General features: G+C 63.8%; 15 protein-coding genes. 6 read left to right on the forward strand and 9 right to left on the reverse strand.

Translation table 11 applies throughout. The features are described 5' to 3' along the window. Nucleotides 1-148: 148 nt before the first annotated feature. Both O0882_RS14270 and O0882_RS14275 read left to right on the forward strand, forming a co-directional pair. The gene (locus tag O0882_RS14270; protein ID WP_289948934.1) at nt 149-919 is read left to right on the forward strand and encodes a transferase spermidine synthase; all 771 of its coding nucleotides are present in this window, start codon (nt 149-151) and stop codon (nt 917-919) included. Nucleotides 920-1069: 150 nt separating this feature from the next. Then, on the forward strand, nt 1070-3943 hold the full coding sequence (locus O0882_RS14275; RefSeq protein WP_289948936.1) for an EAL domain-containing protein: 2874 nt from the start codon (nt 1070-1072) through the stop codon (nt 3941-3943). A 15-nt stretch (nt 3944-3958) separates the two neighbouring features. On the opposite strand, the gene O0882_RS14280 is transcribed toward O0882_RS14275, so the two are convergent. The 6 genes from O0882_RS14280 to O0882_RS14305 form a co-directional block, all read right to left on the reverse strand. Then, complete coding sequence (locus tag O0882_RS14280; RefSeq protein WP_289948937.1) at nt 3959-5011, reverse strand: hypothetical protein; 1053 nt, start codon at nt 5009-5011, stop codon at nt 3959-3961. Nucleotides 5012-5089: 78 nt separating this feature from the next. Next, on the reverse strand, nt 5090-5335 hold the full coding sequence (locus O0882_RS14285) for a hypothetical protein (protein WP_289948939.1): 246 nt from the start codon (nt 5333-5335) through the stop codon (nt 5090-5092). A 17-nt stretch (nt 5336-5352) separates the two neighbouring features. Continuing rightward, nucleotides 5353-6234 carry a LysR family transcriptional regulator gene (locus tag O0882_RS14290; protein WP_289948940.1) on the reverse strand — a complete coding sequence of 294 codons (882 nt, stop codon included), beginning with the start codon at nt 6232-6234 and terminating at the stop codon, nt 5353-5355. 80 nt (nt 6235-6314) lie between these two features. Next, a complete protein-coding gene (locus tag O0882_RS14295; RefSeq protein WP_289948943.1) occupies nt 6315-6932 on the reverse strand; it encodes a hemolysin III family protein in 618 nt (205 codons plus the stop codon). Between the two features lie 85 nt (nt 6933-7017). After that, nucleotides 7018-8505 (reverse strand): NYN domain-containing protein, encoded by a 1488-nt coding sequence (locus O0882_RS14300; RefSeq protein WP_289948944.1) that lies wholly within the window; start codon nt 8503-8505, stop codon nt 7018-7020. A gap of 112 nt (nt 8506-8617) precedes the next feature. Continuing rightward, nucleotides 8618-9748, reverse strand: a complete 1131-nt coding sequence (locus tag O0882_RS14305; RefSeq protein ID WP_289948946.1) for a CocE/NonD family hydrolase — start codon at nt 9746-9748, stop codon at nt 8618-8620. 215 nt (nt 9749-9963) lie between these two features. Between O0882_RS14305 and O0882_RS14310 the strand changes: the two genes are divergently transcribed. Continuing rightward, the gene (locus O0882_RS14310) at nt 9964-10335 is read left to right on the forward strand and encodes a flagellar basal body protein (RefSeq protein WP_289948948.1); all 372 of its coding nucleotides are present in this window, start codon (nt 9964-9966) and stop codon (nt 10333-10335) included. 14 nt (nt 10336-10349) lie between these two features. Here O0882_RS14310 and O0882_RS14315 read toward each other — a convergent pair whose 3' ends face one another. Then, on the reverse strand, nt 10350-10946 hold the full coding sequence (locus O0882_RS14315) for a TetR/AcrR family transcriptional regulator (protein ID WP_289948949.1): 597 nt from the start codon (nt 10944-10946) through the stop codon (nt 10350-10352). 140 nt (nt 10947-11086) lie between these two features. Between O0882_RS14315 and O0882_RS14320 the strand changes: the two genes are divergently transcribed. The 3 genes from O0882_RS14320 to O0882_RS14330 are packed head-to-tail and all read left to right on the forward strand — an operon-like array spanning nt 11087 to nt 13948. Further along, a complete protein-coding gene (locus tag O0882_RS14320; RefSeq protein ID WP_289948951.1) occupies nt 11087-12148 on the forward strand; it encodes a sugar phosphate isomerase/epimerase in 1062 nt (353 codons plus the stop codon). A 13-nt stretch (nt 12149-12161) separates the two neighbouring features. After that, the gene (locus tag O0882_RS14325) at nt 12162-13022 is read left to right on the forward strand and encodes an alpha/beta hydrolase (protein ID WP_289948954.1); all 861 of its coding nucleotides are present in this window, start codon (nt 12162-12164) and stop codon (nt 13020-13022) included. Further along, entirely contained in the window at nt 13019-13948 is a 930-nt protein-coding gene (locus O0882_RS14330; protein ID WP_289948957.1) for an alpha/beta hydrolase, read from the forward strand. Before O0882_RS14325 ends, O0882_RS14330 begins: the two co-directional genes overlap by 4 nt. 42 nt (nt 13949-13990) lie before the next feature. Here O0882_RS14330 and O0882_RS14335 read toward each other — a convergent pair whose 3' ends face one another. Together O0882_RS14335 and O0882_RS14340 are read right to left on the reverse strand one after the other, a co-directional pair. Next, nucleotides 13991-14530, reverse strand: coding sequence for a molybdopterin-dependent oxidoreductase (locus O0882_RS14335; protein WP_289948958.1), 540 nt, complete (start codon nt 14528-14530; stop codon nt 13991-13993). A 30-nt stretch (nt 14531-14560) separates the two neighbouring features. Beyond that, nucleotides 14561-16555, reverse strand: a complete 1995-nt coding sequence (locus O0882_RS14340; protein WP_289948961.1) for a TonB-dependent receptor — start codon at nt 16553-16555, stop codon at nt 14561-14563. Nucleotides 16556-16652: the final 97 nt, after the last annotated feature.

The following is a 16652-nucleotide window of genomic DNA, read 5'->3' on the forward strand; positions in this document are numbered from 1 at the left end:
TGGTGCCCGACTGCGTGGCCGTGCCGCCGCGCGTCATATGCATATACGCATGCTCGGCGCGGATTAATCGGGTATGCTCACGGGAGCTTATCAGATTTCTCTGAATGCAACAAAGCATCTTCCCCAGTCCACTCAGCGAAGTCGTCCTATGCCGGATAGCAAATTACCTGCCGTGCGCGCGCCCCAGGTGCATACCTGCGGCGACCGGCGCCGCCTGGAATTCCAGCCAGGCATGATCCAGAGCGAAATGTTGCTGTCGCGCCCCGATCATCTGCTGCTGCGCTATGCGCGTGCCATGATGTGCTTCACCCTGTTCGTGCCGCGTCCCCGGCACATCCTGATGGTGGGACTGGGCGGCGGCTCGCTGCTGAAATTCTGCCACCGCCACCTGCCCGAGGCGCGCATCACGGTGCTGGAACTGCGCGCCGACGTGATCGCCCTGCGCGAGCAGTTCATGCTGCCGCCCGACGACGCGCGCCTGCGCATCATCGAAACGGACGCCGTCAGCTATATCCGCCAGCATCCGGGCTGCGCCGACGTGCTGCTGCTCGACGGCTACGACGAAACGGGCCTGCCGCCCGCACTGGGCAGCGCGCGCTTCTATGCGGACTGCCTGCGCACCCTGCTGCCCGGCGGCGTGCTGGTAGCCAACCTGTTCAGTTATGACGCGCACTACCCTGCCATGCTGGCGCGGCTGATGCTCACCTTCCGCGGCGCCGTGTGCCACTTCGACGGCATCGCCGGCAACAACCGCATCGTCTTCGCCGCCAGGCCAGACAAGCTCGGGGCGGGCCGTGCCCTGCGCATCGTGCGCCTGGTGCGCTGGCGACGCGTGTGCGGCCTGGGCTTCCTGAACCGCTGGCTACCCGCATGGCAGTTGTGGCGTGTGCGCCGGCGCTCGGGCGCGGGCAGCGACTGAACGTCGCCTTCCGGCCATGGATGTTGTTGCTTAATAGCAGCAATTTGGTGCAAAATCAGCATGATGGATGTGGTTTATGACAAACTGTGGCCTGCGGGGCCGGCAGGCGCCGCCGAATCCAAGTATCCATGAAGTGAGATAGGAAAAAACATGCTGCGTGGCCGCCTGCCATTGTCAATTTCTGCCGCGGCCGCGCTGACCTTTGCCTGCGGCGCCAGCATCACCGCCGTGCTGTTCGCCGCCATCAGCCAGCTCGAATACGACAAAATGAGCCTGAGTCTGCAGCAGCGCGCCGGCGCGCGCGTGGCCGCCATCGAGCAGGGACTCGACGACGCGGTCGAGGTGCTGACCACGACCAACCAGCTGTTTGCCGCCGTCGTACCGGTCACGCGCGAGCAGTTCCACGACTTCACCACGCCGCTGCTGCAACGCCACCCATTCATTCAGGCCTTCAATTTTCACCGCCTCGTGCCGCACGCGCAGCGCGCGGCGTTCGAGAAGGAACTGCGGCGCGTCGTGCCCGACTATGCGATGACGGAAATGCGCGATGGCGTCATCCATCCCGTGACCGAGCACGCGACCTACCTGATCGTCGATTATCTCGAACCGCTACAGGGCAACCGCCCCGCCTTCGGCCTGAACGTGCGCCCTGACGGCTTGCTGGCCGGCGCGCTGGAACAGGCCATCATCAGCGGCCAGACCACCGCCACCGGCCTGCTGGCCCTGGCGCAGGGTCCGCAGCAGGGTTTCGTTATCCTGCGCCCCGTGTACCGCCACGGCGTGCCCCTGCAGACGGTAGCACAGCGGCGCGCGGCGCTGATCGGTGATACGGCGGCCATCGTCCGCGCCGGGGAACTGGTGCAGAAAATCCTCGCCGGCGCCGACCTGCTGGGCGACCCGCAGCTTGAACTGAGCGTCTACGCCGACGCTAACGCGGATCCGCTCCAATTGATCTTCCGGCATGGCCAGGCGCCTGCCGCCGAAGCGGGCGACGCCTGGGAGTCGCTGCCACGCTGGCTGCAATTTGCCTATCACAGCCATTATGACCGGGTCTTTGCCTCCGCCGGCCGGCCCTGGCATGTGCGCGTGGTGGCCCATCCGCGCCCCTTCCTGGCCGACCATCTGGGCTCATTGTTCACCCTGATCACGGGTTTGCTGTTCAGCGTGCTGACGGCCGCCTTCGTGCAATCGCTGACGCAGCGCTCGCGCCGCGTGCAGCTGCTGGTGGAACAGCGCACGGCCGACCTCAAGCGCAGCAATGAACTGCTCAGCGCCGACGTGCGGGCGCGCCAGCGCACGGAACGCGCCCTGCAGGAAAGCGAAAAGCGCTTCCGCCGCCTGCTGGCCCTGTCCTCGGACTGGTACTGGGAACAGGATGTCAACTTCTGCTTCACCCACATCACCGGCGGCTTTACGGACAAGTCGAACATGCCGCTGGAACGCTTCATCGGCATGACGCGCTGGGACAACAACCCGGAGATGCGCAATTCGCGCTGGGGCAAGCAGCATATCGCCAACCTGGAGGCGCACCTGCCCTTTTCCAACCTCGAATATGCGATGAAAGACCGCGATGGCCAGCTGCGCTGGTTCAGCATCAATGGCGAACCGCTGTTCAACGAGCTGGGCGAATTTCACGGCTACCGGGGCACAGGGTCCGAAATCACGGAACGCAAGCTGGCCGAGCAGCAAATCCAGCACATCGCCCACCACGATGTGCTGACGGGCTTGCCCAACCGCGCCCTGCTGCGCGACCGCCTGGCACAGGCCATGGCCCTGTCGCGCCGCAAGAACCGGGCCCTGTGGGTGCTGTTGATTGACCTCGACCGTTTCAAGTTCGTCAACGACAGCCTGGGCCACAAGGCCGGCGACCTGCTCCTGAAAACCATCGCCACGCGGCTGCAGGCCAGCCTGCGCGAAAGCGATACGGTGGCGCGCCTGTCGGGCGACGAATTCGTCGCCATCCTGTGCGAACAGGCCGACGAAGTGCTCAGCGGCGCCATCGTGCAACGCGTGATGGATGCCGTGGCGCAGCCGGTACTACTCGACGGCAAGGAATTTTTCGTCACCTGCAGCATCGGCGTGGCCGTCTACGACATGTCGCGCTACGACGCCCCCGGCGACGTGACCTTGCATGGCGAAACGCAGAACCTGATCGAGCAGGCCGACATCGCCATGTACTGCGCCAAGAAACAGGGCCGCAACAACATCAAGTTCTACACGACGGCCATGAACCAGGCCACGCTGGAGCGCCTGCGCATCGAGACGGCGCTGCGCCACGCGCTGGAACGGGAACAGTTCGTGCTGCATTACCAGCCGCAGGTGGACCTGGCCAGCGGACGCATCGTCGGCGTGGAAGCGCTGCTGCGCTGGCAGCACCCGGAACTGGGCATGGTGGCGCCGCAGCGCTTCATCGCGCTGGCGGAAGATACGGGCCTGATCGTGCCGATCGGCGCCTGGGTCATGCGCGAAGCGTGCACGCAGGTGAAACGCTGGCATGCGGCGGGGCTGGACACGCTGCGCCTGGCCGTGAACCTGTCGGCGCGCCAGTTCAACGAGCCGAACCTGGTCGCCTTGATCGCCGAAGTGCTGCTGGAAACGGGCCTGCCGCCCGCCTGTCTGGAACTGGAACTGACGGAAAGCCTGTTCATGCACGACGTGGCGCTGGCCGTCAGCCAGCTGCACGACATGAAGGCGCTGGGGGTGCAACTGTCGATCGACGACTTCGGCACCGGCTATTCCAGTTTCGCCTACCTGCGCACCTTCCCCATCGACGTGCTGAAGATCGACCGCAGTTTCGTCGGCGATGTGGCGCGCGACGCGGACGACGCGGCCATCGTCGTCTCCATCATCGCCCTGGCGCACAATCTGAAGCTGCGCGTGGTGGCCGAAGGGGTGGAAACGGCCGAGCAGCTCGATTACCTGCGCCGCCATGGCTGCGACGAAGCGCAAGGTTATTTCTTCAGCCACCCGCTGCCGGCGCATGAGGTGGAGGCGCTGCTGAGCAGCGCACACGCGACCGCATAAGGTCAGGCCGGCGTGCTATTTCTTGTATCTGAGCGTAAACCTGAACGGTACTACCATCGCGCAAGGCTGGCCTGCGCAACGGCCCGGTGTAAACCGGAGATGCATGAACATGGCCGCCGCCAGCTTGCCGGACTCGCTGTCCGGGCTTTTCAGCAGGGTGACATTCTGCGCCACGCCCTGCTCATCGACACCGACATTGACGTGCAACTCGCCGATTGCGTCCTTGTATGAGATCAGGCTTTGCATGGCGCGCGATATTTCCAGTATGCCCTTTTCCGGATACGGCGGCGCATCGTCATCCTGCAAGACTGCGTAGTCTCTTTTCACAAGCTGCTGCTGCTCCGGTGTCAACTGGGCGTAGGACTTTTCCGGGGGGACGTCAAAGCCCCCGGAGGCAGTGCCACGAATGTTCGAGCCAATCGCCGCACTTTGTTCCTTGATGGTGTACAGATTGCTTACCACGGGCAATTCCGGCTGCGCTGTCAGGTGGAAGCTACCATTGAAACGCCCCTTCAGCACGCGTCCGTTGGGATACAAGATCTCACCGTCACCATCCGGTCGTCCTTTGCGCCATTGCCCACGATAGGCGCCACCCATAAAAAATGTCATGGTACCGTAGCCTTCCGGACCATCCTGCCAGCCGCCCTCATACTGATCGTCGCCCGGAGAGCCGAACTTGACATTGCCCACCGGCTTGTCCTGCTCGAAATTGCTTTCCAGTTTTTTCCCGCCCTTAAAGATCACCACGGCAGGGCCCTGCAGCATGCCATCCCGGTAGGTCCCCTCATGCAAGCTGCTGTCCGCCCACTGTGAAATGCCTGCGCCTTCCGGCACGCCCTTGCTCAGCGTTCCTTCATAACGCTCCGTTGGCTTGCCGTCCTTGCTCCACTGCAAAGCACCGGGTCCGCTGGCATAGCCATCGTTGCAAGCGCCATTCCAGTAAGCTATGTGCCCGGCCACCCGCGCATGCTCGACAACGCGGCAGTCCGCTTTGCCCGCATAGGTGATGCTGGCGGCGCCGGCGCTGGACATGTATAACAAGGCGATCAGGGCAAAATGTTTACGCATGTTTTTTTTGCAATTTTTTAAGTTGCAACATGCTAGCATGGCTTACACAATAGAAAATGCACACTTTCTCACAAGGCACTACGGTTTTATTGCAGGCATTCCTGGCGCAGGCAGCCTCGCCCCGATTTCGAACTCATCCCAGCCGGCATGCAGCCCTGCCTCGGTGAGAAACGTCCCGACATCCAGCATGCTGTCGGCCGTGATCCGCATCTCCGGATGCTCCCATAGTGCATCGCACTCCGTGCAGACGATCACCTGCTGCCCTGTTTCTTTGATGGTGGCGTACAGCAAATCGCCATATTCGTCACAGGTTGGACATTGCATGCCGCTCTCCGTCATGGCTACAGCTTCTGTTGCAAAAATTCGAGGAAGCAGCTGATGCGCTGCGCCAGCTGCGTATTGCGGTAATACACGGCGTGGATCTGCTGGCGGTAGCCCGTGTAGAACGGCTGCAGCACCTGCACCAGGCGGCCGGCCGCGATGTCGTCCTTCGTCATGAAGTCGGACAGGCAGACGATGCCCTGGTCATGCAGCGCCAACTGGCGCAGGGTTTCGCCGCTGGAGGCGGCCAGCGCGGGCACGATCTGCAGGCTGTTGCCGGCGTCGTGGCGCAACGGCCAGCTGTTGCCCAGGTCGTACTGGGCAAAGCCCAGCAGCGCATGGCCGGACAGCGCTTCCGGCGTGGCGGGTTCGCCGTGGCGCGCCAGATAGGCGGGCGTGGCCAGCACGTGCAGGGGACTGGCACTGAGCGGGCGCGCGTGCAGGGTCGAGTCGACCAGGGTGCCGATGCGGATGGCGATGTCTGTACGGTGCTCGAGCAGGTCGGCGATCTGGTCGTTGCTGGTCAGCTCCAGGCGGATGTCCGGGTACATGGCGCGAAACTCGGCCACGTGGGGCACCACGCAATGCAGCATGAAGGGCGAGGCGGCATCCACGGACAGGCGCCCGGCCGGCTTCTGCCGGCGGATGCGGATCGATTCCTCCACATCCTCCATCGAGGCGAGGATGGCGCGCGCCTTGTCCAGGAACAGCTGCCCCTCTTCCGTCAGCTCCATGCGCCGCGTGGTGCGCGTCAGCAGCGAGGTGGCCAGCTTGTCTTCCAGGCGCGACAGGGCGCGGCTGACGCCCGAGGTGGTTTGCCCCAGGTGCACGGCCGCCGCGCTCAGGGTGCCGCTGTCGATGACGGTGACGAAGATTTTCAGGTCGTCCGAATTGATATCCATTGTTGCCTTATTGTTGCCTGCGTTTCACATATCGCGCCATTATAATGGAATCATGGCAACAGTGAGAACGAGCGACAACGTCAGGCAACGTAGAACAAAATGGCGATAAAATGACAGCTACTGCCGGCCAGCACGAACAGATGCCAGATGCCGTGGCCATGGCGCAGCTTGTGATCGGTGGCGTAGAAAGCGATGCCGCCCGTGTAGCACAGCCCGCCTGCCACCAGCCACAGGAAACCGTTCCACTCGAGCGCCGCCAGCAGCGGCTTGATACCGATGATGACCAGCCAGCCCATGGCCACGTAAATCACCAGCGACAGGATGCGCGCGCCTTTCGCGTACACATATTCCTGCACGATGCCAAACAGCGCCAGGCCCCAGACGACGCTGAACAGCGACCAGCCCCACGGCCCGCGCAGGGTCACCAGCATGAAGGGCGTATAGGTTCCCGCGATGAGCAGATAGATGGCGCAGTGGTCGAGCCGCTGCAGCATGGCCTTGGCCTTGCCGCGCACGCTGTGATACAGGGTGGAAGTGAGGTACAAGGTCAGCAGCATGGCCGCATACACGCTGCAGCTGACGATTTTCCAGGGATCGCCCGTGCGGGCCGCCGCGACGATCAGGATGACGCCGCCGATGGCCGCCAGCGCGGCGCCCACCGTATGGGAAATGCTGTTGAAGCGTTCACCGTGGTACATGGCTAAGCCCTGCGCATGGAGACGCAGCAAAACTCCGGGGTCAGACCTTCAAGGTCTGACCCCAGTTCCTGCTTTGGGGTTTCAATCAAGCTTCTTCCGCCTTCTTGCGCGCAGGACGGCGTGCCGGGGTCTTGCGCGGCGCCTTGGCCGGCTTGTCTTCAACGACCGAAGCGACTTCCACCGGCGCAGGCTCGATGACTTCGACTACCGCCTCAACCGCCTTCTTGGCCGGCTTTTTCGATGCTGCCGCCTTGCGGGCCGGCGTGCGCGGCTTGGCCTTCGGCTTGGCTTCCACGACCGCTTCCACTACCGGCTCAGGTACAGGTTCAGGCATGGCTTCCACCGCAGCGACTTCGACAACTTCGGCGCGCGCTTCACGGGCGCCATCGCCATTCTTGCGGCCGCCACGGCCATTGCGGCGCGAACCGCGCTTGGCGTTGCCCTCTGCCACCACCTCGGCCACCGCTTCCACGGCTTCGGCCACCTCGTGCAGCACTTCCGGCTGCGGCGCCGACGCATACTGCTCGATGACAGCCGATTCGGCCTCGGCCACCGGCACGAAGGCCTGTGGCGCGGACTCGCTGCGGCGTTGCTCGTTCTGTTTGCGGCCGCCACGGCCATTGCGGCGCGAATCACGGCGGCTGCCGCCTTCGCGGCTGTTGCCCTCTTCCGCCGTCGCGCCGGTCTCGCCACTGGCGCTTGTCTCGCTGGCGGCATCCGCATTCACGGCAACGGGCACGACCACCAGGCCGCTGCTGCGGTAGACATACGCGCCCGATTTCTCGTCGCGGCCAAATTCCAGCAAACCGCGCGTCTGCGCTTCTTCCAGCAGGTTGCCGAAGGTGCGGAAACCGTAATACGATTCGCTGAAGTCCGGCTTGCGGCGCTTGATCGCTTCTTTCAGCATCGAAGCCCATATCTTGCCGCTGTCGCCCCGTTCGGACACCAGCGCGTCAAAGGTTTCGACGGCCATTTCGATCGCTTCCGTCTTGCGCGACTCGTATTTTTCCTTGCGGCGCACTTCTTCGTCGGGCGAGCGCTTGACAGCGGCAGCCGGGCTTTCGCGCGCGTCGCGCTTGGCGGCCGTGCGGCGGCTCTCGCGCACCAGGTCATCGTAGAAAATGAATTCGTCGCAGTTCGCCACCAGCAGGTCGGAGGTCGACTGCTTGACGCCCACGCCGATCACCTGCTTGGCGTTTTCGCGCAATTTCGACACCAGCGGCGAAAAATCGGAATCGCCACTGATGATGACGAAGGTGTTCACGTGGGCCTTGGTGTAGCACAGGTCCAGTGCATCGACCACCAGGCGGATGTCGGCCGAATTCTTGCCGGACTGGCGCACGTGGGGAATTTCAATCAGCTCGAAGTTCGCTTCGTGCATGGTGCCCTTGAAACTTTTATAACGGTCCCAGTCGCAATATGCCTTCTTGACAACGATGCTGCCCTTGAGGAGCAAGCGTTCGAGGATGGGCTTGATATCGAATTTTTCGTAATTTGCATCTCGCACGCCGAGCGCGACGTTCTCGAAGTCGCAAAACACGGCCATGCTGAGGTTTTCTGGGGATGACGCCATAAGGGTGAATTCTCGCTGGATAATAAGGGCGGACGGGAAGCGCAACGCCTCCCTTTTCGCCTAGTATATTCGCCCATCGCCCGTTTCGGCGACAACTATCGTGCGCGGCAGCCTATTGCGCACCACCTACGGCGCTGGCGCCCGGCCAAACCACGCTTTCATCGACCGAATACAACTGGCACGGCAGGCTGCTGCGCCGCTGGCACGAAGCGAGTGCGCGCACATCGGGACTTTCGCCTTCCTCGGCCCAACCCCAGGCGCCGCTGGCCGACAGGGCAAAGGCGCGCGGTGCGGTTTTCTCCAGGAAGACGCGGTAGGCCGCGCGGCCCTGCTCTTCCAGATACGGCACGGCGGCGATATCGTCCTGCTGCGCGAAATGCGTGGCGGGCGGCGACGGCGCATCGGCCACGCGGTAGACCTGGCGCACCGGCATGCCGATTTTCTGCAGGAAGCGCTCCGTGGCGGGCAGCCACACGGCCACGCCGTCGCGGCTGCCCAGGGTCAGGTGGGCGTCGCGCTTGAACGGACCATAGGCCAGCAGTTGCGCCTGCCCGCCGGAACCCGTGAAAGAGCGAAACAGGCGCTGCGCCAGCGCCGGCGAAAAATACGCGTCGTTCGCGCCATACAGCCACAGGCTGGGAATGTGGTTGTAGGCGCCCAGGGTGGCGAAAGTCTTGGCCAGCGCCCCTTGCCAGTCGCAGCCGGGCATATCGACGCGCAGGCCGCCGGCAAAATTGAGCACGCCGCGCACGCCGGGCAGCACCCGGGTGGCCAGCGCCAGCGCCGCCATGCCGCCATACGACTGGCCCGCGACGACGATGCGTTGCGGGTCGACCCAGCTCTGGCGGCGCGCATACGCCAGTGCGGCGAGCATGTCGCGCGCCTGGCCCTGGGCATTGCCCAGCATGTCGCAGCCAAAATCGCGGTAGGCGCCCGTGGAGCGGGCAAAGCCGGCGCGCATGGGCAGCATCACCGCATAGCCGCGGCGCACGAATTCGGTAGCCATATAGATGAAGCGCTCGCGCTGCTGCAGCCGGGCCGGGCCGGCCTGCTTGCCGTGATTCATCAGCAGCAAGGGAAACGGACCGGGGCCGGCGGGGCGGAACACCGTCGTCTCCAGCGTCTCGCGCAAGCCGTCGCCGGCCGGCACCATGATCACCTGCTCGTTCAGGCGCGCATCGAGCGGCAACTGCGAGGGAACAAGCTGGGCTTTCAGGGGCAGGCAAGGCAGACTGAGCAGCAAAGCCAGGAAAATGGGGCGACGCAGATGGAAAATGGCGGACTCCGTGGACGACTTCCCCGCCAGTCTAGGCAGTGAAATACCACAGAGCAATATGAAAATATTATGTGATGCACCTATTTTTTTGCAGCAAGAAGCAACAGGAAAAATTGTTGCCTTGCACCACCACACTTTTCCCGCTGGCGGGAGTAAACTAGGCGTATTCTGAAGGAGTCGCCATGTCCATCTCCGCCCTCACCAGCGGTACCTCGGGGCTGACCGCCAACCAGCGCGCGCTGGATGTGGCCGCCAACAATATCGCCAATGCGAATACGCCGGGCTTCCAGCCGCAACAAGCCGAGTTCCAGGAGTCCAGTCCGGCCGGCACGGGCGTCACGCTCTCCGTCGAAGGGCGCAAGCTGGCCGCCAGCGAAAGCGTCAGCGGCGCCAATGCGAATGCGGCCAAGGCGGCGGAAAGCCGGCCGAACGGCGTCGGCCTGGCGTCCGAACTGACGGATAACCTGGTCTACAAGGCCGGTTTCAACCTGTCGGCGAATGTCGTCAAGGCGGCCGACCAGGCCTTGGGCAGCCTGATCGACGTCAAGACTTGAAGCCTTGATACTATCTACACCATAGCCAGCGCCAGCGGCGCCATGGCTGGCGCAATCAGCGCCAGCAGCCGTTCGGCCGGAATGCCGTCGCGCGCCTGCACCGACAGCCCATGCAGCAGCGCCGCATAATAATCGCCCAGCGCCTGCACGTCCGCTTCCCCTTTTAATTCTCCCGCCAGCTGCGCCGCGCGCAGGCGCTCGATGACCGCTTGCGTGCGCGCGCGGCGGTGCTGCGCCAGCCAGTCGGCGATGCCGGCGTTTTCCGCGCTCGTGTTGGTCGCGGCCGTGACCACCATGCAGCCTTGCGGCTGGCCGCTGCGCGTGTACAGCAGCACGGCTTCTTCCAGCATGCGCGCCACCGCCTCGCGCACGTTCAAGCTGGCGGCCAGCGCGTGCACGGCAAACGCGCCCTCGCCCGTTTCATACAATTCCACGGCTTCGCGGAACAATTGTTCCTTCGAGCCGAACGCCGCATAGATGCGCGCCGAGGCGATGCCCAGCGCCGCCACCAGGTCGGCCATCGACACGCCTTCATAGCCGCGCGTCCAGAACGCGTCGCGCGCTTTTGCCAGCGCCAGCGCGCGGTCAAATTCCCTCGGTCTTCCTGCCATTGTGATCCTCTGCTTGCGAAGTGGCGGCCAGTATAACGCCTGGCACGCCACCCGCCGTCGCGATTTATTTTGCAGCGACGCCTTGACCGAAGGGAAAATTTCGCCTATTCTTTGTCGATCGACAAACAATAGGAGCCGATATGAAAACCATCCAAGGACCAAGCCTGCACCTGGCACAATTCGCCGCCGACACGGCGCCCTTCAACACCCTGCCCGCCATCGCCGAGTGGGCGGCCGGCATGGGCTTCAAGGCCCTGCAGATTCCCGCCTGGGATGCGCGCCTGTTCGACGTGGCGCAAGCGGCGCACAGCCAGCAATACTGCGATGAACTGGTCGCCATGCTGGCCGGCCATGGCCTCGTCATCAGCGAACTGACGACGCACATCCTCGGCCAGCTGGTGGCCGTGCACCCGGCCTACGACGCGCTGTGCGACAGCTTCGCGCCAGCCCACCTGCACGGCCAGCCGGCCGCGCGCACGGCCTGGGCCATCGAACAGGTGAAACTGGCGGCGATGGCCTCGAAACGCCTGGGCCTGACCGACATGGGCACGTTTTCCGGCTCGTTCGCCTGGCCGTATCTGTTCCCGTTCCCGCAACGCCCACCCGGCCTGATCGAAACGGCCTTCGACGAACTGGCGCGCCGCTGGCTGCCCATCCTCGACGTGTGCGAGGAACAGGGCATCAACCTGTGCTACGAAATCCACCCCAGCGAAGATCTGCATGACGGCATCAGCTTCGAGATGTTTTATGAAAGAGTGGGCCGCCACCCGCGCTGCAAGATGCTGTTCGACCCCAGCCACTTCGTGCTGCAGCAGCTCAATTACCTGGAATTCATCGATATCTACAAGGAGCACATCCGCATGTTCCATGTGAAGGATGCGGAATTCAATCCGACGGGACGGCAAGGCATCTACGGCGGCTACCAGTCGTGGGAAAACCGCGCCGGGCGTTTCCGTTCGCTGGGCGATGGCCAGGTCGATTTCAAGGCGATCTTCTCGAAGATGGCGCAAAACGACTACGCGGGCTGGGCCACGCTGGAATGGGAATGCTGCCTGAAGGACCAGGAAGTGGGCGCGCGCGAAGGCGTGGCCTTCATCAATGCCCACATCATTCCCGTCACGGACAAGATCTTCGACGACTTCGCCGGCGCTCCCGTCAGCGCGCAACAGATCCATCAATTGCTGGGCATCCAGCACAACTAATTAGGGAAACACCATGAACGAATTTACACATGATTACGTCCGCATCGACGGCCAGCGCCTGCATTGCGTGATTGCTGGTCCCGGCACCGGCAAACCCGTGCTCCTGATTCCCGGCTGGCCGCAGACCTGGTATGCGTGGCGCCACGTGATGACAGCCCTGGCGGCCAATGGCTACCAGGCCATCGCCATCGACCCGCCCGGCAGCGGCCACTCCAGCCGCCCCGCCGATGGCTACGACACGGGCGCCGTGGCCGCCACCCTGCACCGCGCCATGCTGGCCCTGGGCCACGCGCAGTACGATGTGGTGGGTCACGACATCGGCATGTGGGTCGGCTATGCGCTGGCCAGCGATTTCCCGCAGGCCGTGACGAAACTGGCGCTGACGGAAGCCGTGATTCCCGGCCTGGCGCCCGCTCCGCCCATTTTCGTGGCGCCGTCCGACAATATCTTCCTGTGGCATTTCATGTTCAACCAGGTGCTCGATTTGCCGGAAATGCTCACGGCGGGCAAGGAGCGCGAGTACATCCGCTTCATTTTCGACCGCTGGTCGTACCGCCGCGACAAGGTGGCCGTCGACGTGTATGCGGATGCCTACGCCACGCCGGGCGCCCTGCGCGCAGGCTTCGCCTACTACCGCGCCATCCCTGAAACCATCCGGCAAAACCTGGAGCGGGCCAAGCGCAGCCTGCCGATGCCGGTGCTGGCCATCGGCGCCGACCACGCGACGAATGACGCGCCCCTGCTGACCATGCAAGGCAAGGCGGATCATTTACAAGGCGCCATCGTCGCCGAATGCGGCCACTTCATCATGGAAGAACAGCCGGAAGCCTTCATTTCCCACCTGCTGCCCTTCCTGGCGGGAGAGCCCGCATGAGCCTCGATCCACTGATCGCCGCCTGGCTGGAAGAGAGCAAAAATGCGCCGCCGCCCGCCTCGCTGGCAGACCTGCGCGCCGCCACGGAAACGGGCTTGCGCCAGCTGCACGGGCCGTTGGAGGACGTCGCCTCGATCAAGGATTACGTGCTGCCCGGTGAACATGCACTGGCCGTGCGCGCCTACGTGCCGGCCGGCGCGGATACGGGCAAGCCCCTGCCCGCCATCGTCTTTGCGCATGGCGGCGGATGGTGTCTGTGCTCGCTGGACCTGTACGACAATCCGTGCCGCGCGCTGGCCAACGCCACCGGTTGCGTGATCTTTTCCGTCGACTACAGGCTGGCGCCCGAGTACAAGTTTCCCGTGCCGCTGAACGACTTTTACCGGGCCTTGTGCTGGGTCGCCGAACATGCGGCAGCGCTGGGTATCGACGCGAAGCGCCTCGCCGTGGGCGGCGACAGCGCCGGGGGCAACCTGGCCGCCGCAGCGGCACTGATGGCGCGCGACCAGGCCGGCCCCGCGCTGGCGCACCAGCTGCTGCTGTACCCGGCGCTCGATTTCGCCTTCGACACGGCTTCGTACCAGCGCTATGCGGATGGCCATTCGCTGACCCGGGAAGCCATGCGTTTTTGCTGGTCGGCGTACCTGAACGAGCCGGCCGAGGGCGTGCAGCCTTATGCTGCGCCCCTGCGGGCCGCGTCGCTCAAGGACTTGCCGGCAGCGACGGTGCTGGTGTGCGAATTCGATCCACTGAATGACGAAGGTGCGGCGTATGCGCGGCGTTTGCGCGATGACGGCGTGGCGGCGCAATGCGTGCAGCTCGACGGCATGATCCATGCATCGATGCACATGCTGGGCCTGACGCCAGCTGCGCGGGGATTGTTTGACGTGGCGGGCCAGGCCATGCGGCAGGCGCTGGGAACGTAAAAAAAACCGCCGCCGGGGATGGCTCCACGGCGGCGTATCACATCAGTCCACCAGCTTGCGCACCTCGATGCCGTTCAACCATTTCACATGGCGCGGTCCCGTGCGGATATCCTTCGCCGAGATGAGGGCGATCTCGCCATCGTTGTCGTCGAGCGCCTTGCCGTTTTTTTCATAGTAGACGATCACGCCCTCGCCGGCCGGCGCGTTATACAGCTCGCCCCAGGAAAACACCACCGCGTAGCCATCGGTGGCCGTGGCGATGATGGCGAGCTTCTTGACGTCGTTGTGGCCCGGCGCGTCGAGCACCGCCTTGTCGAGGATGTCGCGCAGGCGCACGCCCTTGTAGCTGGTGATGGTCTCGGCCTTGTCGCCGTTATGGCGCGTGACGGCAATCTCTCCGCCATTCGCCGGCGGCAGCTGACGCAGGTCGGCCACTTTCAGGGTCAAGGGCGTTTCCACCATGCCCGTCACGGCCAGCGCGTGGCTCATGTTGTCGCGCGCGGCAGCGGGTGCCGACCACGCGGCCGGTGCCGCCGCCAACAACGACGCCGCGGTACAGGCAGCGAATATTTTCTTGAACATGCTAAATCCTTTCATCGAACAGTCAAAAAATCAGAACTGGACCTGTGCATTGGCCAGCCAGGTGCGCCCGGCGCTGGGGAAGCCGTCGGACAGCGCGTAATTGCGGTCACCCAGGTTCGCCACGCCCGCTTCCAGCGTCAATGCCGGCAAGGGACGGTACACGGCCTTCAGGTTCAGCGTCGTAAAACCGCCAAGTTCCAGGGTGTTCGAGACCCAGCGCCCGCTGTTCGCTTCAGCGATGGCCACCACGTCGACCTGGCGCGCAGCATGCAGCACGGCGTGCGCCGTCAGCTTGTGGCGCGGCACGTCCGTCAGGCGGATAGCGCGGTCGCTGACATTTTTCATGTCCGTATACGTGTAGTTGCCGCCGAAATCAAGCCAGGCGCCGGCGCGGCCACGCAAGCCCAGTTCCACGCCGCTGATATGCGCCCGGCCCGCATTCTGCATCTGCGCGCGCACGCCCGAGACATTCGCCACGCTTTGGATCTTGTCCTTCACGTCGCTGTAGAACAGCGCCGCCTCCAGCGCCAGGCCTTGCGCATTGCCCTGATAGCCCAGCTCATAGTTCATCGCCTCCTCCGCGCGCAAGGCCGGGTTTTCGATATATGTGCCCAGGCGCTGCGAGTAGCGGTCCTTCAGGGTCGGCAGGCGCGACTTGCGCGCCACGGTGGCATACACGCGCGATTCAAGTCCGGTCTTGTGGAACAGGCCCGCCTGCAGGTCGGTGGCCGATTGATTGGCTGGCAAGGTATACGCATTGCCGGCGCTGTAGACGGTATCAGGGCGCAGTGCATTGCGCGAGGCGCCCAGCGACAGTTCCGTCGCCGCATTGAGGGCGATGCTGTCTTCCGCACCCAGGGTCCACAGGGCATCCTTGTACCAGGTATTGCGCACGCCCTTGGCGTCGAGTTCCTGGTGCTCGTCGGCCTTGTAGCTGGCGACGACGCGCAGGCTGTGCGCGGCCAGGCGGAACGATTCGAGTTCCACCGCGCCGCCGTTCGTGCGGTCGTTATAGATGCTGCGCCCGCCGCTGACACTGCCCTGGCCACTGGTTTTCAGGGTCGTGTAGCTGCCATTGGTAAACGAGGTGATTTCATTGTCATAGCTATCGTGGTACAGCCGCAATTTCAGGCGTTCCTGCTGGCCCAGGCGCGTCTGCGAGACGAAATACACGCTTTCCTTGTTCCAGTACGGCCATTGCCAGTAGCGCGCGCCGACGGGGTTGGTCGATGGCGGCTGGCCCTTTTCGCCATGCTGCTTGTAGTAGCTCAGCGCATACTCGTCGCCCGCCTGCGCGCCATCGGGCGTGTAGCCCACCTTGAACGACAGTTTATGGTCCTTGCGATAAGCATTGTTGCGCGTGCCGCCGTCTTCCGTGGCCGTGGGGCGGAAGTCGGACGACATGGGGAAACCGTCGCTGTCGATATACGACACACCCGCCTGCAGATACCACAGGCCCTGGTTGGTTCCCACGTTGGCCGATACCTGGCGCTCGCTGCCCGAGCCGAAACCGATGGAGGTATCGCCCTCAAGGCGCGCCGCGGGTTTGCGCGAGATCAGGTTGATGGCGCCGCCCAGGGTATTGGCGCCGTAAGCCACGGAGCTGAAACCCTTGGCCACCTGGATGGCGGCCAGGTCGCCAGTCGTGAAGCGGTTGAAATCGACGTAGCCGTCATACGGCACGTAGACGGGAATGCCGTCGATGTACAGCGGCACCTGGCGCGCATCGAAACCGCGGATGGCGACGGTTTTTTCGTTGCGTGAATTGGTCGACAGCGACACGCCCGACAGCAAATTGAGGGCGTCGCCCACGTTGTCGCGGTTAAAGCGGCGCATCTCGGCGCGGCTCACTTGCGCGCCCACCTGCTGTTCCATTTGGCCTGCCTGCTCGCGCTGGCCGATCACCGTCACCGTGCCCAGCACGAACGGCGCCGCCTCCATCTCATCCTTGCCGCCTGTTTGCTGCGCCTGCGCCATCTGCGCCAGCGCCAGCATCACGGCGCCTGCCATTACCTGTTTCAACATCGTCTTGTTCTCATCTCTCGTTATATACGTTATATATCGTCTTATATAGCGATATACAAAAAAATACAAAAAAAGCGGCCGCGCTTGCGGCGACCGT

Origin of the sequence: Janthinobacterium sp. SUN073, assembly GCF_030397665.1 — a bacterium.
Classification (GTDB): domain Bacteria; phylum Pseudomonadota; class Gammaproteobacteria; order Burkholderiales; family Burkholderiaceae_D; genus Janthinobacterium.

Coding starts and splice junctions, on each gene's coding strand:
- O0882_RS14270 (WP_289948934.1), top strand. CDS start 149: ATGCCGGATAGCAAATTACCTGCCGTGCGCGCGCCCCAGGTGCATACC.
- O0882_RS14275 (WP_289948936.1), top strand. CDS start 1,070: ATGCTGCGTGGCCGCCTGCCATTGTCAATTTCTGCCGCGGCCGCGCTG.
- O0882_RS14280 (WP_289948937.1), bottom strand. CDS start 5,011: ATGCGTAAACATTTTGCCCTGATCGCCTTGTTATACATGTCCAGCGCC.
- O0882_RS14285 (WP_289948939.1), bottom strand. CDS start 5,335: ATGCAATGTCCAACCTGTGACGAATATGGCGATTTGCTGTACGCCACC.
- O0882_RS14290 (WP_289948940.1), bottom strand. CDS start 6,234: ATGGATATCAATTCGGACGACCTGAAAATCTTCGTCACCGTCATCGAC.
- O0882_RS14295 (WP_289948943.1), bottom strand. CDS start 6,932: ATGTACCACGGTGAACGCTTCAACAGCATTTCCCATACGGTGGGCGCC.
- O0882_RS14300 (WP_289948944.1), bottom strand. CDS start 8,505: ATGGCGTCATCCCCAGAAAACCTCAGCATGGCCGTGTTTTGCGACTTC.
- O0882_RS14310 (WP_289948948.1), top strand. CDS start 9,964: ATGTCCATCTCCGCCCTCACCAGCGGTACCTCGGGGCTGACCGCCAAC.
- O0882_RS14315 (WP_289948949.1), bottom strand. CDS start 10,946: ATGGCAGGAAGACCGAGGGAATTTGACCGCGCGCTGGCGCTGGCAAAA.
- O0882_RS14320 (WP_289948951.1), top strand. CDS start 11,087: ATGAAAACCATCCAAGGACCAAGCCTGCACCTGGCACAATTCGCCGCC.
- O0882_RS14325 (WP_289948954.1), top strand. CDS start 12,162: ATGAACGAATTTACACATGATTACGTCCGCATCGACGGCCAGCGCCTG.
- O0882_RS14330 (WP_289948957.1), top strand. CDS start 13,019: ATGAGCCTCGATCCACTGATCGCCGCCTGGCTGGAAGAGAGCAAAAAT.
- O0882_RS14335 (WP_289948958.1), bottom strand. CDS start 14,530: ATGTTCAAGAAAATATTCGCTGCCTGTACCGCGGCGTCGTTGTTGGCG.
- O0882_RS14340 (WP_289948961.1), bottom strand. CDS start 16,555: ATGTTGAAACAGGTAATGGCAGGCGCCGTGATGCTGGCGCTGGCGCAG.